General features: G+C 55.5%; 11 protein-coding genes and 1 pseudogene. 2 read left to right on the plus strand and 10 right to left on the minus strand.

The window, feature by feature from the left end:
* Window positions 1-4: 4 nt before the first annotated feature.
* Both ACR0L9_RS20110 and ACR0L9_RS20115 read left to right on the plus strand, forming a co-directional pair.
* Entirely contained in the window at window positions 5-3,148 is a 3,144-nt protein-coding gene (locus ACR0L9_RS20110) for an efflux RND transporter permease subunit (protein WP_480896540.1), read from the plus strand.
* Between the two features lie 261 nt (window positions 3,149-3,409).
* Complete coding sequence (locus ACR0L9_RS20115; RefSeq protein WP_480896541.1) at window positions 3,410-4,042, plus strand: tyrosine-type recombinase/integrase; 633 nt, start codon at window positions 3,410-3,412, stop codon at window positions 4,040-4,042.
* A gap of 248 nt (window positions 4,043-4,290) precedes the next feature.
* Here the strand turns inward: ACR0L9_RS20115 and ACR0L9_RS20120 are convergent, their stop codons facing one another.
* The 10 genes and pseudogenes from ACR0L9_RS20120 to ACR0L9_RS20165 all read right to left on the minus strand — a co-directional run.
* Entirely contained in the window at window positions 4,291-7,875 is a 3,585-nt protein-coding gene (locus tag ACR0L9_RS20120) for a hydantoinase B/oxoprolinase family protein (RefSeq protein ID WP_480896542.1), read from the minus strand.
* A 71-nt stretch (window positions 7,876-7,946) separates the two neighbouring features.
* A complete protein-coding gene (locus ACR0L9_RS20125) occupies window positions 7,947-9,230 on the minus strand; it encodes a TRAP transporter large permease (RefSeq protein WP_480896543.1) in 1,284 nt (427 codons plus the stop codon).
* A 4-nt stretch (window positions 9,231-9,234) separates the two neighbouring features.
* Entirely contained in the window at window positions 9,235-9,798 is a 564-nt protein-coding gene (locus tag ACR0L9_RS20130; protein ID WP_480896544.1) for a TRAP transporter small permease subunit, read from the minus strand.
* Between the two features lie 64 nt (window positions 9,799-9,862).
* Entirely contained in the window at window positions 9,863-10,900 is a 1,038-nt protein-coding gene (locus ACR0L9_RS20135) for a TRAP transporter substrate-binding protein (protein WP_480896545.1), read from the minus strand.
* Between the two features lie 20 nt (window positions 10,901-10,920).
* Window positions 10,921-11,736: a putative hydro-lyase gene (locus ACR0L9_RS20140; protein ID WP_480896546.1), complete on the minus strand. Its 816-nt coding sequence runs from the start codon at window positions 11,734-11,736 to the stop codon at window positions 10,921-10,923.
* 87 nt (window positions 11,737-11,823) lie between these two features.
* Window positions 11,824-12,705, minus strand: coding sequence for a LysR family transcriptional regulator (locus ACR0L9_RS20145; RefSeq protein WP_480896547.1), 882 nt, complete (start codon window positions 12,703-12,705; stop codon window positions 11,824-11,826).
* A gap of 346 nt (window positions 12,706-13,051) precedes the next feature.
* Entirely contained in the window at window positions 13,052-14,530 is a 1,479-nt protein-coding gene (locus ACR0L9_RS20150; RefSeq protein ID WP_480896548.1) for a phage terminase large subunit family protein, read from the minus strand.
* Window positions 14,517-14,948 carry a DUF5681 domain-containing protein gene (locus ACR0L9_RS20155; protein WP_480896549.1) on the minus strand — a complete coding sequence of 144 codons (432 nt, stop codon included), beginning with the start codon at window positions 14,946-14,948 and terminating at the stop codon, window positions 14,517-14,519. The genes ACR0L9_RS20150 and ACR0L9_RS20155 overlap by 14 nt, the downstream gene beginning before the upstream one ends.
* Window positions 14,941-15,510 carry a DNA-methyltransferase gene (locus ACR0L9_RS20160; RefSeq protein WP_480896550.1) on the minus strand — a complete coding sequence of 190 codons (570 nt, stop codon included), beginning with the start codon at window positions 15,508-15,510 and terminating at the stop codon, window positions 14,941-14,943. The genes ACR0L9_RS20155 and ACR0L9_RS20160 overlap by 8 nt, the downstream gene beginning before the upstream one ends.
* A pseudogene (locus ACR0L9_RS20165) lies at window positions 15,507-15,931 on the minus strand (hypothetical protein); the annotation flags it as partial. The pseudogene ACR0L9_RS20165 and the gene ACR0L9_RS20160, both read right to left, overlap by 4 nt.

Below are 15,931 nucleotides of genomic sequence, written 5' to 3' on the forward strand. Positions count from 1 at the left end.
TCTGATGGAAACCCTTACCTTTCGCCATCCCCGGCTGGTTGCCCTCATCATTTTGGTGCTTGTGTCTGCAGGGCTGTCTTCGTTCCTATCGCTTGGGCGACAGGAAGACCCCACGATCACCAACCTCTTCGCAACCATAACCACGCAGTTTCCTGGCGCAGACCCCGAACGGGTTGAAGCGCTGGTTACCGCAGAAATCGAAGAAGAACTGCGAAAGATCGCCGAGGTGGATGAGATCAGTTCTGTCTCCCGCTCGGGCGTGTCGGTCGTTTCTGTTGAATTGCTGGAAACATTAGACGAAGCCACCATTGAGCAGGCTTGGGCCGAGGCTCGGGACGCCGTGGAAGATGCACGCCAGAACTTCCCGGCAGGAGTATTGCCACCGGAATTCGATGCCGAGGGTATTGCTGCCTATTCTGCTGTCATTGCAGTTGCGGCCGAGGACCCCGACTTCCCGATAACTTTGCTGTCTCGTCATGCCGAAGCATTGGGTGACAGATTGCGCGCGATACCTGCGACACGAGCCGTCGACTATTTCGGTCAGCCAGAGGAAGAGGTGCTCGTAAGTGTCGATATGGGCAAGGCCGCTGCGCTCGGGCTTGGCGCTGCCGAGATTTCCCAGCGGATCGCCGAAGCAGATGGGAAGGTTCAGTCTGGGCGGCTGCAATCCGATGTCGACCTGACCATTGGCGTCAGCGGAGAAATTGAGAGTCTGGATCGCATTCGGAGCATCGTCCTGCGTGAAAACGCGGACGGTGCAGTGGTGCAGCTCGGCGATATTGCCAGCGTAGACCGGGGCGCACGCGAACCGCAGTCCTCAATCGCTTTTGCCAACGGGATGCCCTCCGTTTTGGTCGGAATTCTGGCGCAGGACGGCGTGCAGATCGACCGCTGGACAGGCTTTCTACGGGATGAGCTTGAGGCCGGCGCCGCAGCGGTACCTTTGGGCATGCAGGAAATACTGCTGTTTGATCAAAGCCAGTACACGACGGATCGTTTGTCAGAGGTTGGGGTCAACATGGCCATTGGCGTGGCTCTGGTTGTGGCAGTTTTGTTTGTTACGTTAGGTGTTCGGGCAGCCGCGATTGTGGCTTTGGTTTTGCCGGTTGTCTCATTGGCAACCCTGGCGACGATGAACATGATCGGTTTGCCCATTCACCAGATGTCCGTGACGGGTCTGATCGTTGCCCTCGGTCTGCTTGTTGACGCAGCCATCGTGATGACCGATGAAATTCGACGTCGTCTGCAGGATGGGATGGAGCGACTTTCAGCCGTGCGAGATGCTGTTCGCCGGTTGGCCGCGCCTTTGCTGGCGTCGACCGTCACTACGGCGCTTGCCTTCACGCCGATGATCTTGCTGCCGGGACCCGCCGGCGACTTTGTCGGTGCCATCGCTATCGCCGTGGTGCTGATGCTTATTTGGTCCCTGGTTGTGGCCTTGACTGTGACTCCGGCGATTGCGGGCTGGCTACTGTCCGATCGCCCAGACGCAGGAATGCTGAGCCGCGGTATCAGCATCCCGCCACTTGCCCGTATGTTCGAGGCCTCAATTCGATTGTCAGTCACCAATCCGGTGCGATCTATCGCGTTGGCATTGATCTTGCCGGTGCTTGGCTTTGCGGCCTTTCCAACGCTGACCGCGCAATTCTTCCCGGGCGTCGACCGCAACCAATTCTATATCGAAGTCGACATGCCGGGTGGAACGTCAATTGCCACCACCGAAGCAACCGCCCGCCAAATTGATGAAATGCTGCTGGCTGACGACGGCGTCAAAAGTGTCTACTGGACCATCGGAGAGTCCGGCCCGGCATTCTACTACAACATCGTTGGAAACCGCTCACGAGAGCCTGGGTTTGCACAAGCTATGATCACGACCGGCACGGCAGACGACGCCGCCCGCCTTGTTGGAACGTTGCAGAGTCGTCTGGATACCGACTTTCCTGATGCGCAGATCATCGTTCGCAGTCTTGTTCAGGGCCCTCCGGTCGCCGCACCGGTTGAAGTCAAAATTCAGGGGCAGGACATCACGGTTTTGCGTGATCTGGGCGACGAGGTGCGTTCAGTCATGGCCAATCTCGATCTGGTAACCCAGGCGCGCGCCAGCGTGAACGGCGGCAACCCTCAAATCCGGTTCGAGATTGATGAGGTCAAGGCGCGTCTGCTGGGACTGGATGTGGCGGATATAGCTGGTCAGCTAGACACGGCGCTTGTTGGCATTACCGGTGGATCACTGATCGAAGGGACCGAACAGTTGCCGGTGCGTGTTCGACTGGGTGACGAGGTGCGATCAGACCTAAGCGCCATTGTCAGTATGCCCATCCTGCTGCCCAATGCTGCCGCCGTATCCGCCACAAGTGTTTTCCCTGCTGTGCCGTTGTCGGAACTAGCCAGGCCGGTGATCGAACCAGCGGAAAGCGTCATAACCCGAACGGATGGCGTGCGCGAAAACACTATCCAAGCGTTTATCGTCCCCGGTGTTTTACCCGAAGAGGCGTTGCAAGACGTACTAGAAGCGCTTAATGCGTCCGGGTTTGAGTTACCGCAAGGCTATTCGATGTCCTTAGGTGGCGACAGTGATGCCCGAACCAACACCGTGGGCAATCTGCTTGCCTCTGTTGGATTGATTGTCACACTCTCCATTGCGACCATCGTTCTCACCTTTAACTCGTTCCGGCTGACGCTCGTGACCTTGGTCGTGTGCGTGTTGTCTGCAGGCCTTTCAATGCTGTCGCTGGCCGTTATGCAATTCCCGTTCGGAATAACGGCGATTATCGGTGTCATCGGCTCGATCGGAGTCTCGATCAACGCGGCGATCATAATTCTAACCGGTTTGCAACAAGACGTTGACGCAAGCCAAGGCGACCGAGCGGCCATGGCGCGCGTTGTGACTGGTTCAAGTCGGCACATCATCTCGACAACGATCACAACCTTTGGCGGCTTCCTACCCCTGATCATAGCAGGAGGAGCATTTTGGCCGCCATTCGCCGTTGCAATCGCCGGGGGCGTGCTGTTGTCGACTGTCGTATCGTTTTATTTCATTCCGCCAATGTTCGCCTTGGTGCATCGTGGAAAGCTTGACCAACCGCTTGAGGCAAACAACCAGCATTCCCAGCCTCAAGAAGCTATTGTTGCGCTTGTGGCAGAGTGAGGATCGAGACTACTTCTCCTTGCAAATTGGTATGTTTCAAAGCCGTCGTTGTTCGAAGCGGGGTTCACTTTCTGCTATGGGCCGCACGCCGGACTTTGCAAAGTCTGGTTTCTGCGCATCGCTGGAATTGGGGCATCGCGCGGCATCGGTCAAAGTGGGCTCAATGCTCTCATCGGAGGCGATGCGGTATCCTGTGGTATGGCGTCCGTGTCAACGTCGGGTTGTCGCTTTGGGAGGGCATGGCGGATTAGAGGATCAGTCATGGAAACACCAAACTTACCGGCCATTCGCGCGCTTCGCCCAGCCTGGAATAAAGGTCGCATCGTTGGCCAGAAACGACCGCTGAAGCCAAAGCACGTCTTGGCAATCCGGGTGCGGCTTGAATTGGCGAAGAACCATCGTGATTTAGCTCTGTTCAATATGGCAATCGACAGCAAGCTACGCGGGTGCGACCTTGTGAAGATGAAAGTTGTGGATGTTATGGCGTCTAGCCAGATCAAGGAACGCGCCTCAGTGCTGCAGAGCAAGACGCAGAAGCCAGTCCGGTTTGAGATATCGGAAGGCACCCGCGCGTCCGTCGAGAAATGGATGGAAGACGAATTGATGGTCGGATCAGAGTATCTTTGGCCAGGTCGTATTCATGAGCGCCTTCATATATCGATCCGCCGGTATGCACGGATTGTTCGGGACTGGGTTACGTCGATCGGACTGGAAACCAGTGCATACGGCACCCATTCAATGCGCCGCACGAAAGTTACCCAGATTTACAAGAAGACTGGCACCCTTCGCGCTGTTCAACTTCTGTTGGGACACACAAAGATGGACAGCACGGTCAGGTATCTTGGTGTTGAACTAGAGGATGCCCTTGCCATTGCTGAAGCCATTGAAATCTAACTTCTCTGGGTCGTCTAGATGGGCGGCCCAGAGCGGCCTTTCAAACACCAATTCGACGCTTCTAAACCGATCCCCAAAGTGGTCGTTCATAACACAAGCAATAACCGATTGGCAGTAGGCCAGCGTCTTTGGACGAAGCTGACCTCAGCCGTATTTCCTGTCAAAAAAAAAGCGTTTTCGCCACATCCCGAGCAAGTCAAGAGCGCTCTTTTTCCACAACAATGCTTGGTTCATCGTGTATCTCCATATCATACCATTTTGTCTGGTTGGCCGAACCCACCTCCACCTGGCGTCTCCATTACGAAAACATCGCCCGGAAACAGAACTGATTGGTCGTTACCGCCAAGCTCTTGGACCAACCCACTGCTACGGACAATTGCGTTCTGTCCCGTCGCACCCGGGGCGCCGCCAGAGGTACCGTGTGGATGGGTATCCCGGTGGGACGAAAGGACGGTCACGGTTGTTTCTTCCAAGAACCGCAACCGCCTGCGGATACCATCGCCACCCTGGAACGCACCGTTCCCGCCCGAACCAGAGCGGATCGAAAATTCCTCCAACCGTACCGGGAACCGGCTTTCCAGTACTTCCGGGTCCGTCATGCGGGTGTTTGTCATGTGGCTGTGTACTGCGCTGGTACCGTCAAAGCCCTTGCCAGCTCCGGTCCCTCCGCAGATGGTTTCGTAATTTTGATAGGTGGCATTGCCGTAGACAAAGTTGTTCATCGTGCCCTGGCTGCCTGCAACAACCCCAAGTGCACCATAAAGGGTGTCCGCAATGGCTTGCGAGACTTCCGTATTGCCGGAAATGACAGCCGCAGGCGCGTTGGGATTGATCATCGTTCCCGCTGGAACAATCAGATTCAGAGGTTTCATACAGCCTTCGTTCATCGGGATATCGCTGCCGACCAACGTTCGGAACACGTACAAGACAACGGCACGGCAAATCGCCAGTGGTGCATTGTAGTTGAGCGGCGATTGACCGGATGTGCCCGAAAAATCGATGGTGGCGGTTCGGGATGCCTTGTCTACCGAGATTGCAACTTCGATTTTTGCTCCTCCGTCCAATGGGTAGGAAAAGCTGCAATCTCGCAAGACGTCGAGAACCTGTCGCACGCTTTCCTCAGCGTTGTCCTGCACATGCCTCATGTAAGCGTGGACCGTCGGCAGACCAAACTGTTCCGATATTTTGCGCAGTTCAGCTGCTCCGGTTTCATTCGCCGCAATCTGTGCAGCAAGATCCGCCATGTTCTGATCGACATTGCGACATGGGTAACGCCCCGACGCCAACAGATCGCGCGCCGCATCGGCTTGCAACTCACCCTGATCGACCAGCAAGAAATTGTCGATCAACACGCCTTCTTCTTCTATGTGGCGACTATCGGGTGGAGCCGACCCAGGAGTTTTACCTCCGATATCAGCGTGATGGCCGCGCGAGGCGACGGTGAACACAATATTACCACCTGCTTCGTCAAAAACCGGGGTTATGACGGTAACGTCGGGAAGGTGGGTGCCGCCATTATAGGGGTTGTTCATCATGAAAACATCGCCAGGACGGATTTTGCCCTTGTTTTGACATAGGATCGTACGAACACTTTCCGACATCGAGCCCAAGTGCACGGGCACATGCGGTGCGTTGGCAACCAGATCACCGTTTTGGTCAAATATCGCGCAAGAAAAGTCGTACCGTTCTTTGATATTCACTGAATACGCCGTATTCGCGAGCGTTGCCCCCATCTGTTCGGCTATAGACATGAAAAGGTTGTTAAACACTTCCAGCATAACCGGATCGACATTTGTGCCGACTGCTTCAACCCGCTGCAGCGGTGTTTCACGCGTCAGGACCAGGTTGCCACCGCTCAGACAGGTGGCGGTCCAACCGTCTTCAACGACATTTGTTCCAGTTGGTTCGGTCAAGATCGCCGGGCCTTTGATCGATTGACCAATGCCAAGCTGCGTCCGATCAACAAGGGGAACCTGTTGGTGGTGCCCGCTGCAATAAAGCGTCACCGGAATCCGAGCGGCATTAGTTGCGTCACTATCGGGCAAAGTGACCTGCTCACCCGTCTTTCCAATAGCCTCTGTCACCAGCATTTCGATGATCAGATCGCTGGTATCCGGCGCGAATCCAAAGCGCTGCTTGTGCGACACGACAAATGCGTCGCGCATCGAAATCGGGTCGGAAAATGGCACCGACAGACTTTGCTGAGCGTCCGCGGGACGGATATGGGCAGTTGCTGAGATCGAGATATCTACCTCTGCCACGCCCTGCGCCGCAACCTCAGCCCTGGCGGACTTCGCCAGAACATCGCAGATGTTCTGTGCCTCTGGATCCAGAATAGAGGACTGGAACTGATGTTCCCGGATCGCCGTGATGTCCGCCAAACCCATACCAAAGGCTGACAAAACGCCTGCATACGGGTGAATGAATATCCGTTCCATCCCCAACGCGTCGGCGACCAGACAGGCGTGCTGTCCCCCAGCGCCGCCAAAGCAATTCATAGTGTATTTGGTGACGTCGTAACCGCGTTGCACACTGATTTTCTTGATCGCGTTCGCCATGTTCTCGACAGCGATCCGCAAGAAGCCCTGGGCAAGTTCCTCAACTGATTTATCCGTGCCCATTTCAGCCGCCAGAGCTTCAAATTTTCTGCGCACAATTTCCTTATCCAACGGTTCGTTGCCTTCATGGCCGAAAACCGAAGGAAAATGCTCGGGCTGCAATTTGCCAAGCAAAACATTGCAGTCGGTGACGGTCAGCGGGCCACCACGTCTATAGGCAGCAGGTCCGGGGTTGGCTCCTGCGCTTTCCGGCCCAACCTGCATCCTGCCATCGCGAAAGGAGAGGATAGATCCGCCACCTGCAGCGACCGTATGGATCGACATCATCGGAGCGCGCATCCGAACGCCGGCAACTTCGGTTTCAAAGGATCGTTCATATTCGCCAGCATAGTGACACACGTCCGTAGACGTACCGCCCATGTCGAAACCTATCAGCTTATCAAAGCCATGATCTGCAGCGGTGCGCACCATTCCGACCACACCGCCAGCCGGGCCGGACAAAATTGCGTCACGACCCTGAAACAGATCCGCGTCTGTCAACCCGCCGTTAGACTGCATGAACATCAACTGATCACACCCGCCCTCATCCGCACCTAGGGCTGTCGCTACCTGCTCTACATATCGACGAAGAATGGGAGACAGGTATGCGTCTACAACCGCCGTGTCTCCGCGGCCCACCAGTTTGATCAACGGGCTGACTTCGTGGCTGAGCGAGATTTGCGAGAACCCAACGGCACGTGCCAACGCACCGATCTGTTTTTCATGATTGGGATGCTGGAAGCTATGCATAAGCGCGACAGCAACGGAACGGAAGCCACGCGAATATGCCTTTTCAAGCGCGGATTTCGTTTTATCGACGTCCAGCTGTGTTACGATCTCGCCATCCACCGCGACGCGTTCTTCGACTTCGACAACGTCTTCGTACAAAAGCTCGGGCAGTTGGATGTTCAGATCGAACAGGCGCGGACGGTTCTGATAACCGATCCGCAAAAGATCACGCAGCCCCTTCGTTATGAACAGGATGGTTCGGTCGCCATTGCGTTCCAGCAGCGCGTTGGTCGCAACTGTGGTTCCCATCTTTACCGCACGAATTGACCCTTTTGGGATGTCCTGATCGCTTTCCAGACCCAGCAATTCACGAACACCTTGTACGGCAGCGTCAGCATAGCGTTCGGGATTTTCGGACAGCAATTTATGTGTCAGCAAACTCCCATCCGGCTTGCGTGCTACGATGTCGGTGAATGTGCCACCTCGATCAACCCAAAACTGCCACATGGACATAACTCCTCTGTTTGCCGGACAAACCGGCATTGAATTTCATGAAGGGGAAAAGGCGCCTTGACGGTTTAGTACACCAGAGAAGGCAACCAGGTTGCGAGCTTAGGGAAGACCAAAAGAAGCCCGAGCATGACGAACATGGTGACAACAAATGGCAATGCGCCGCGGATCACATCCATCATCGGTCCTGCTTTCCTGATCCCTTGCACCACATACAGGTTGATCCCAATGGGCGGCGTGATCAGAGCGGTTTCCAAAAGTACCATCAACAAGATGCCAAACCACACCGGATCAAAGCCAAGCGCCACAACAATCGGAGTGACCAGCGGTGCCATAGTCAACAGCATGGAAAGCGTCTCCATAAAGCAGCCGATCAGGATCAGCACCGCGACGATCATCAGCATGGTTTGCATGGGGCTCCATCCCAGGCCAGTGACGAAATCGGTCAATGATTGGGTCAGTCCAATGATTGAAAGGACAAAGTTCAAAAACACCGCAGCGATGATGATCAGCATGATCATGGCGGTCGTGCGCATCGTGCCTTCGATTGCGTGACGCATGGTTTCCATCGACATCTTGCCGTTGAACGCCGCAAGCGCCATCGAGGCGACAACCCCCAAAGCTGCGGCTTCGGTCGGAGTGGCCAGTCCCGCATAAATGGAGCCGACGACTACCATGAAGATGCCAAGTGGCGGGATCAGTGCAGGAAGCGCAGCAAGCCGCTCTGCCCAGCTATGGCGTAATTGGTCCCCGCCCCATTCCGGCTTGATCATGCAGGCCGCAACGACGGTCGCCATGAATAACAGTGCCAGCAGAAATCCGGGCAGAAAGCCCGCCAGATACAGTTCCGGCACCGACGTATTGGTCAACAAACCATACAGGATCAGGTTGATCGACGGCGGGATCAGAATGCCGAGCGTTCCTCCGGCAGCCACTGTGCCAAGAAACAAGCGTTCGTTGTAACCCCGCTTTTTGATCTGCGGCACGGCCACCGTTCCGATGGTTGCTGCTGTGGCCACGGATGACCCAGACGTTGCCGCAAACAGCGCCGAGGATCCGATATTGGAATGCATCAGCCCACCTGGCAACCAACCAAGCCATTTCACGATACCGTCGTACATCCGTTCGGTGATACCAGCACGCAAAAGGATTTCTCCCATCATTACGAACATCGGGATAGCCACCAGCAGAAAATCCGTGCTGGTCTGCCATGCCATGTCCGATATCGCGCGGTGCAGCGGCATCGGGCTATCGGTCCATTGCAGGATCAGGCCCAGCCAACCCAACGAAGCGGCAATAGGAACGGCCAAACCGATGAGAGCAAGAAGGATCAGGAGTGTCTTGATCAGCATTGGTCTATACCGTCTCGTCTTCTATTTGTTCGTCTAGGGATTTCACGCCGATCAGGTCCTGCACTGCGGCCAGATCGCCGCGGAAGTACTGCCGGATCGCGGCCAGAGCGATCAGAACGCCCGAGCCTACAAAGAACATCCAACCCAAGAGCCACGGTATCTGGGGAATGGCCAGCGGAACGCGCATCGGCGTAATTGATCGGGAACCGTTAGCCAGCGTATCGGCCACCATTCCGCACACCATCACAACGATGACCAAGGCAAATCCCGTCAAAAGCACCAAGCCAAACAGGTTGATAAATGGGTGCAGCGCTTTGGGAATTGTTCCAAGCAGGGCGTCAACTCGGATATGTGCGCGTTCAAACAGCGCAAATGACAGCGCCAAAGCGGTTGCCACACCGAAGGCATAGCCCGAGATTTCGTCCGCCCCGCCCAGAGAGATGTTGAAAACTTTACGCAGAAAAACTTCGAGAGTGATGAGGAAGGCCGAAAACACGATCAGTGTACCACCCAGCCAAGTCGTCCAAAGGCTCAGCCTTTGCGCGCCGCCTAAGAGCTTGTCTAACATTTTGATTACCTGATGTTTTGTGGTGAGGCGGCGGGAATTCGGCCGCCCCACTGAATAGGCCGGATTACTTGGCTTCGGCTTTCAGGCCAAGGATCGGGCCAACGGTTTCATTCCAATTTGCCGCGCAATCGGCGCCGCAGCGTTCTGCCCAACGGGCCAGCACGACATCGGTCGCGATCTTGTCCCGTGCGGTCAGATCGTCTGCAGTGGGTTCGACGAGCGTCATGGATCCGGCTTCTCCGATCTCGCATGTGCCGCCAGTGATGCATGAAATCGCAATGTCATCTTCGGTTGCAGTCTCGGCCCACATGGAGTCCGTCAGCACTGCGAGTTCGGTTTCCAAGAGTGCCTGTTGTTCGGGCGACAGACTGTTCCATTTGTCCAGGTTCATGGCTCCGAATGCCAGACCCCAACCGACACGCAAGGTATAAGCGTGGGTGGCGACCTGGTTCCACTTGGCTGTATAGGCTGACATCGTCCCCGTAATCGCACAGTCGACGACACCTTTCTCCAATGCTGGGATAACCTCAGAAAAAGCGACGGTCACGGATGTGCCCCCGACGCCCTCGACAAAATCACCCAAGGTCGTCGAATAGACACGGATTTTCTTGCCTTCCAGATCGGCAATCCCGTTCACTTCGGCGTTGCACCACAAGGTTTGGCTTGGGAACGGGTACAGCATCAACAGCTTGGCATTGTAGATTTCTTCGAACGCCGCGGACAGTGTGTCGAAGTAGGCGTCGGCCACCTGTCGCTGAGTTTCGATATCCTGTGTCAGGGTAGACAAATCGGCACCCTCGAAAATCGCATTTTCAGCAGCGACGTAGCCGGGCAACCCGAATGCAAAGTCAAAGACGCCGTTCTTGACCATGCGCATGATCTCGAAGCCTTTTAACCCCAAACCGGATTGCGATTGGATCTTTCCGACTATTTCTCCGCCCGAAGTCTCGTTAAGCCGCTGGTTAAAGAAAGGTTCTTCATGTTTCTGGTAATTCGTGAGGCTGGACCAAGTTCCGACTGCGTTCAGAACCACGGGATTGTCGGCGATTGCAGCGGTTGCTGAAACAGCGAGTGCGCCGAGTGTTGTTGCGAGTTTCTTCATCTGGTTTCTCCCCTGTTGCATCATTTTGATTGGTAGATTGGTGTTTCGGCGTCATCAGCGATGTCGGTGATCAGCATGTGACCCGGCTTGTGTGTGATCGCGATTGAAGGTTTGGCATTTTTGATCGCAGCCTGTGGTGTGACGCCACAAGCCCAAAACATTGGCGTGGTTCCGTCTGGGACCGGAGCCGGATCGCCCCAATTGGGGCTGCTAATGTCGGCGATCCCTATGATCGCAGGATCGCCCCAATGCACTGGACCGCCGTGCGCCAAAGGAAACTTGCGCGAGATTTCGACAACCTCGTCGACCCTTTCGTTAGGGATCGCCCGCATACTGACGACCATGGGTCCCTCGAACGGACCGGATCTTACTGTCTGGATGCTGGTCGCGAACATTGGCACAGTGCGGTCGTTTTCGATGTGCCAGAGCGGTACTTTGGCCTGTTGCAATGCATGTTCGAAGGTAAACGAGCACCCCAATGCGAAGGCCACAAAATCATCACGCCACAGGTTCTCAAGATCATGAACCGTGTCGGTGTGAATGCCATCGCGGTAAATGTAATAGGCCGGAGTATCGGTGCGGATATCGATATCACTGCCCAAGGTGTCCATGTTCGGATTGCCTGTGTCGGAAACACCAACAATCGGACAGGGTTTTGGATTTCGCTGGCAGTAGCGCATGAAATCCAACGCGTAAGGTTCAGGCAAAATCGCCAGGTTGGCCTGCAGGGTATTTCCGCCCAAACCGGCAGTGTGCCCGCGATAGGCCTGTGACCTGATCTGCGCGCGTACAGACTCAGTTGTCGCAGATTTTAGTGGCTCAAACAGATCGTTCATCACGACGCCTCCCTCATTTGGAATACGTTCGTGTGACCGAGGCATAAAATCAAATTGTATTATTTTTGGTTTCTACATAAAAGTTTTTTATGCTTGTCGAAGTGCTATTTCCTTGGCAATACCCGCTGCAGCCTCAAGCAGATGGTTGCGTGGATCACCCAGATAAGACGCAGAAAATTGAAGGGGTTCGGGAACCCATCCCGGGTTGAATTCGACCAGTTTTCCCTCTTGCACCATTTTTTTCGCCAGCGAGATCGGGAGGGCGCCTACGCACAGCCCAGCCTCAACCATCCGAAAACAAGATGACAATGAGGAGGACGGGAACAGGGAGATTCCGGAACCGAATCGTTCGAACAGAGCGGCCCTCAATTCCCGGTACGGCCGAGTGTTCTTGGCGTAGGTCGCGATAGGAATGCCAGCCAGATCAACATCTTTTCCAACAGGTCCACCCGACGCCTGGAACCATGCCAGTGGCACATCCGGCAATACCACGTTGTCAACCGTGTAGTCTGAGATCGGCCCGAGCAGGATACCCAGGTCAATTTCACGCCCCAGCAACTGGTCCCGTAGGTTCAATGAAATGTCGACGCTGATCTCGATCTTGAGAGAGGGGTACTTTGCGCGCAACGCGCCGACGAATTCGGGCAACCAGCTTTGTGCGATGGTTTCGGACACGCCAAGGCGGATCAACCTGTCAACGGCACTCGTGTCCACAACGTGCTCTTCGACCAGATCGGAAAGGTGCTGAAATTGCTCGGCATAGTGGACCAGCATATCCCCACGCTTGGTCAGGCGCATCCCGGCGCTTTCACGTTCGAACAACGACGTCCCCAAGGCGTCCTCCAGCGACTTAATGCGCGTAGTCACGGCAGGCTGCGTCAGGTTAAGCACTTCCGCTGCCTTGCTGACGCTACCGAAGCGTACAACAGCAAGAAACGTCTGTAGATGTTCGAGTTTGAGCCGAGACACGTTGATCGCTTTCTGGTGAGAACGGCCTTGATCTTACTATCGTATTGTCGACGTTCAAATTGTCTGTGGTTAGAGATGATGAAGTTGCTAAAGTTTTGTCGAAAACTGAACATTTCATTGAGTGTAAAATGGGAATTGATCCGTTAGTGAACCAAGGGTTTTTGCTGTCATGCCCTCGCAGCTAATTGACTGAGTAAAAACCCTAAATTGAATGGCAGCTTTCAATCTTTGTGAAGACCTGTTTGCTCACGCAGCGAACTACCGCTTTCCGCCGTTCGTGCCCAATGACCAAGGTTTCGTAGGACGGTTCAAGGCCGACTATCGGCCTCGAACTTTGATTTTTCTTCTACCGCCGTCTGATCCGCTCGCGACGGCGCTCGCGACGTTCGATGTTGATCTGATGATCATGGCCGAGCGCCCGATAGAACCCCACTCCCTTGGACCAGTTCAGAAAATGGGCAAAACTGTCGACCTGATCGCTGTTGCGTCCGCGCGGAAAGGACTGCAGTTCCCGTTTGAACGCCGCCAGCCAGGGCGCGTCTGCAGGCAGATACACCTTGCCCTCTTCGAAAGGACCGCAGGCGGACTGGAACAGGGTTTCCTTGTCATTGTCAGGTCTAACGCGTTCATAGCGCCGACGGTCATCACGAAACAAGTCGTCCAGAAGCGGTTTGCCAGAAGCGGCATCCTTGATCAGAACTCGATCCGGATCCCAGTGACCGACAAGCTGCAGAGCCTTGGCTTTCAGGTCTGGGTAGTCCACCTGCCCACGCCAGATGTCGAGAAGGTACCACGCATTTTCTCGGAACCCCCAGGTCGTACAGACTGAGAAGTCGGACCGGGGATCCGCAGACATCCCCGTATCCCAGCTTTGAACAACCAGTTGGAACCAGCGACGATCTTCGACGGTCTCATAGGTGCCGAACCACTCCCAGCGCAGCGGCGAGCCATCTGGCGCAATCGGGTTCTGCTGATACTGGCAATTAAACACAGCTGCGCCCATTTCACGACGTTTTGTATCCAGCGTGTTCTGATCCAAACGGGACGGGCACTGGAGATCACCCGGTTTGCGGCACATGACCCTTCCACGCCCGAGAGGCACCGTCTCATGTTCTTCGGCGATGGCAGGCAGATTCAGGTGCCGATAGGTCCCACGTTCAAGCAGATAACCCGGCGGATCCATCTCGTGCAGCCGCTGTGCAACCCTAACCACACGCCCTTCGGCCGGGTTGTCGAAGCGCGACAGCAAGGTCCCCTCAATGAACTCCTGTGCCTTGACCAGCTCGGCCTCGGAGCCCGCATCTCCAGCTTTCAGCAGGTCATCGATGATGATGTAATCAGCGCCATGGCCAGTCACAGAACTGCCGATGGAAACAGCCCTACGGCTGCCTCCCTTTGTGGTGCGGATTTCTTCTGAGGTGTTGCCCTTTTTAGCCAAGACCGTTTCAGGGAACATTTCCCGGTACCAGCGCGCAGACATGATCCGATGACAATCTTCGGAATGCTTGCGCGCCGGATCCAGCCCGTAGCTGGCAACAATGATCTTGGCGCTGGGGTTATGACCGAGAAGATAAGCGACATAGGCAACGGCCACGGTGACCGATTTCAGGCACCGGGGCGGAATGTTGATGATCAAACGCTTGTTCTCGCCGATGCGTACGTTGTCCAACTCATGGCACATAGCACGCACATGCCAAGCCGGATCAAAGCCGCGGTCAGTCCCCTGGTGCAGCGTGCCAAACACACGCCACACGAAGGGAAAGAAATTATCCTGGCAAACCTCGCGAGCGACCTGCCGGACCATTTTGGGATCAGGAGCCGACATCATTGGCCTCCTCATCTTCAGGACCGCCGTCACCATCCGGGTGACTGGAAAAGAAATCCCGGAGGATGTCGTAGTCGACAGCGTCCGGCTCAACCGCACGGACGGTTTCTTGCGCGTCCATGTCACTTGTGTTGAACAGATCTGCGTCCAGCTTCAGCAGCGCCATCAACAATTTCGTGTCGCCCTTCAACGCGCCAGCCGTGAGCCGCTTGGCAATTGCCTCCGCCTTGGAAATCCGGATTTCGTGGCTGCCTTCGCGAATCGTAATCTTGGTTTCCAATTCGCGTTTCAAGCTGGCATTCACCCCTTTGGCAACTTTCGGCCGCCCTTTCGGATTGCCAGAGTGGCCTTTCTTGAATCGGGTTGCTTTGGGCGGTTTACCGTAGCCCACCGCATACTCTTTCGTATCTTCAGACATGATCCGCCTCCTGCTCTGAGGTGGTATCGGTTGCTGCAGAAAGTGCATCGAACATCTGGCCAGTGACCGCATGCACAGCGCTTTCGCCAGTCAACTCCTGCCAACGGCGGATGGCGACATCAACATAGGCCGGATCGAGTTCAATCAAGCGCGCCTGGCGTCCTGTTTTCTCAGCGGCCAGCAGAGTCGCGCCGGACCCGCCAAAAGTATCCAGCACAACATCGCCGCGACAGCTCACATCCATAATGGCGTCTGCCACCAGTGCCGTTGGCTTTAAAGTGGGATGATCTAAAAGATCGACCTCGCGCCCTGCCCCAAAGCTGTTCACACCGGCGTAATCCCAGACATTGGTGCGGTTGCGCCCGTGTTTGCCCAATTCGACATTGTTGATATGCGCAGCACCGGGTTTCTTAAAGATTGCGACCAGCTCGTGCTTGGAGCGGTAAAGGCTGCCCATGCCTCCGTTTGTCTTGTTCCAGACGCAGAGGTTGATGAGGTCTAATCCACCTGCCTTGCCCGCCGCAATCAACTCTTCAATGTGACGCCAGTCCTTGCAGATCATCGCAATGCCCCGTGTGGCAGACGGCCAAACAACTGGGTGATCACGCCTGAAAGAAAGCTGCGGAATTCACTGTCAGACATTTCTCCTGACGCCATGGCAAACTCGCGATGATCGCCACCGGTGCCACAGCGGACATGCCCATTGACCGGCACGTTGTAAGGCGGATCGGAAAAGACCATCTGCGGGCTCTCGCAATCCAACAAGGTGTCGTAGCTCTGGGCTTGCAGGGCATCCCCGCAGAAGATGCGGTGATCTCCGAGAACCCAGAGATCGCCCGGCTGGGTGATTGCCGGCGTTGCGGGGTCTGGTATCTCAACAGTTTCCGCTTCAGTCTCTGTGGCCTCGCCCGCACCATACCTCCTCATCCAAGGGCCGACTGACCCTGAACGTGCTGTTGTCCTTTGCTCAGTTTGAACGGGAA

The organism is Ruegeria sp. I3, assembly GCF_056532525.1.

Coding starts and splice junctions, on each gene's coding strand:
- ACR0L9_RS20110 (WP_480896540.1), top strand. CDS start 5: ATGGAAACCCTTACCTTTCGCCATCCCCGGCTGGTTGCCCTCATCATT.
- ACR0L9_RS20115 (WP_480896541.1), top strand. CDS start 3,410: ATGGAAACACCAAACTTACCGGCCATTCGCGCGCTTCGCCCAGCCTGG.
- ACR0L9_RS20120 (WP_480896542.1), bottom strand. CDS start 7,875: ATGTGGCAGTTTTGGGTTGATCGAGGTGGCACATTCACCGACATCGTA.
- ACR0L9_RS20125 (WP_480896543.1), bottom strand. CDS start 9,230: ATGCTGATCAAGACACTCCTGATCCTTCTTGCTCTCATCGGTTTGGCC.
- ACR0L9_RS20130 (WP_480896544.1), bottom strand. CDS start 9,798: ATGTTAGACAAGCTCTTAGGCGGCGCGCAAAGGCTGAGCCTTTGGACG.
- ACR0L9_RS20135 (WP_480896545.1), bottom strand. CDS start 10,900: ATGAAGAAACTCGCAACAACACTCGGCGCACTCGCTGTTTCAGCAACC.
- ACR0L9_RS20140 (WP_480896546.1), bottom strand. CDS start 11,736: ATGAACGATCTGTTTGAGCCACTAAAATCTGCGACAACTGAGTCTGTA.
- ACR0L9_RS20150 (WP_480896548.1), bottom strand. CDS start 14,530: ATGTCGGCTCCTGATCCCAAAATGGTCCGGCAGGTCGCTCGCGAGGTT.
- ACR0L9_RS20155 (WP_480896549.1), bottom strand. CDS start 14,948: ATGTCTGAAGATACGAAAGAGTATGCGGTGGGCTACGGTAAACCGCCC.
- ACR0L9_RS20160 (WP_480896550.1), bottom strand. CDS start 15,510: ATGATCTGCAAGGACTGGCGTCACATTGAAGAGTTGATTGCGGCGGGC.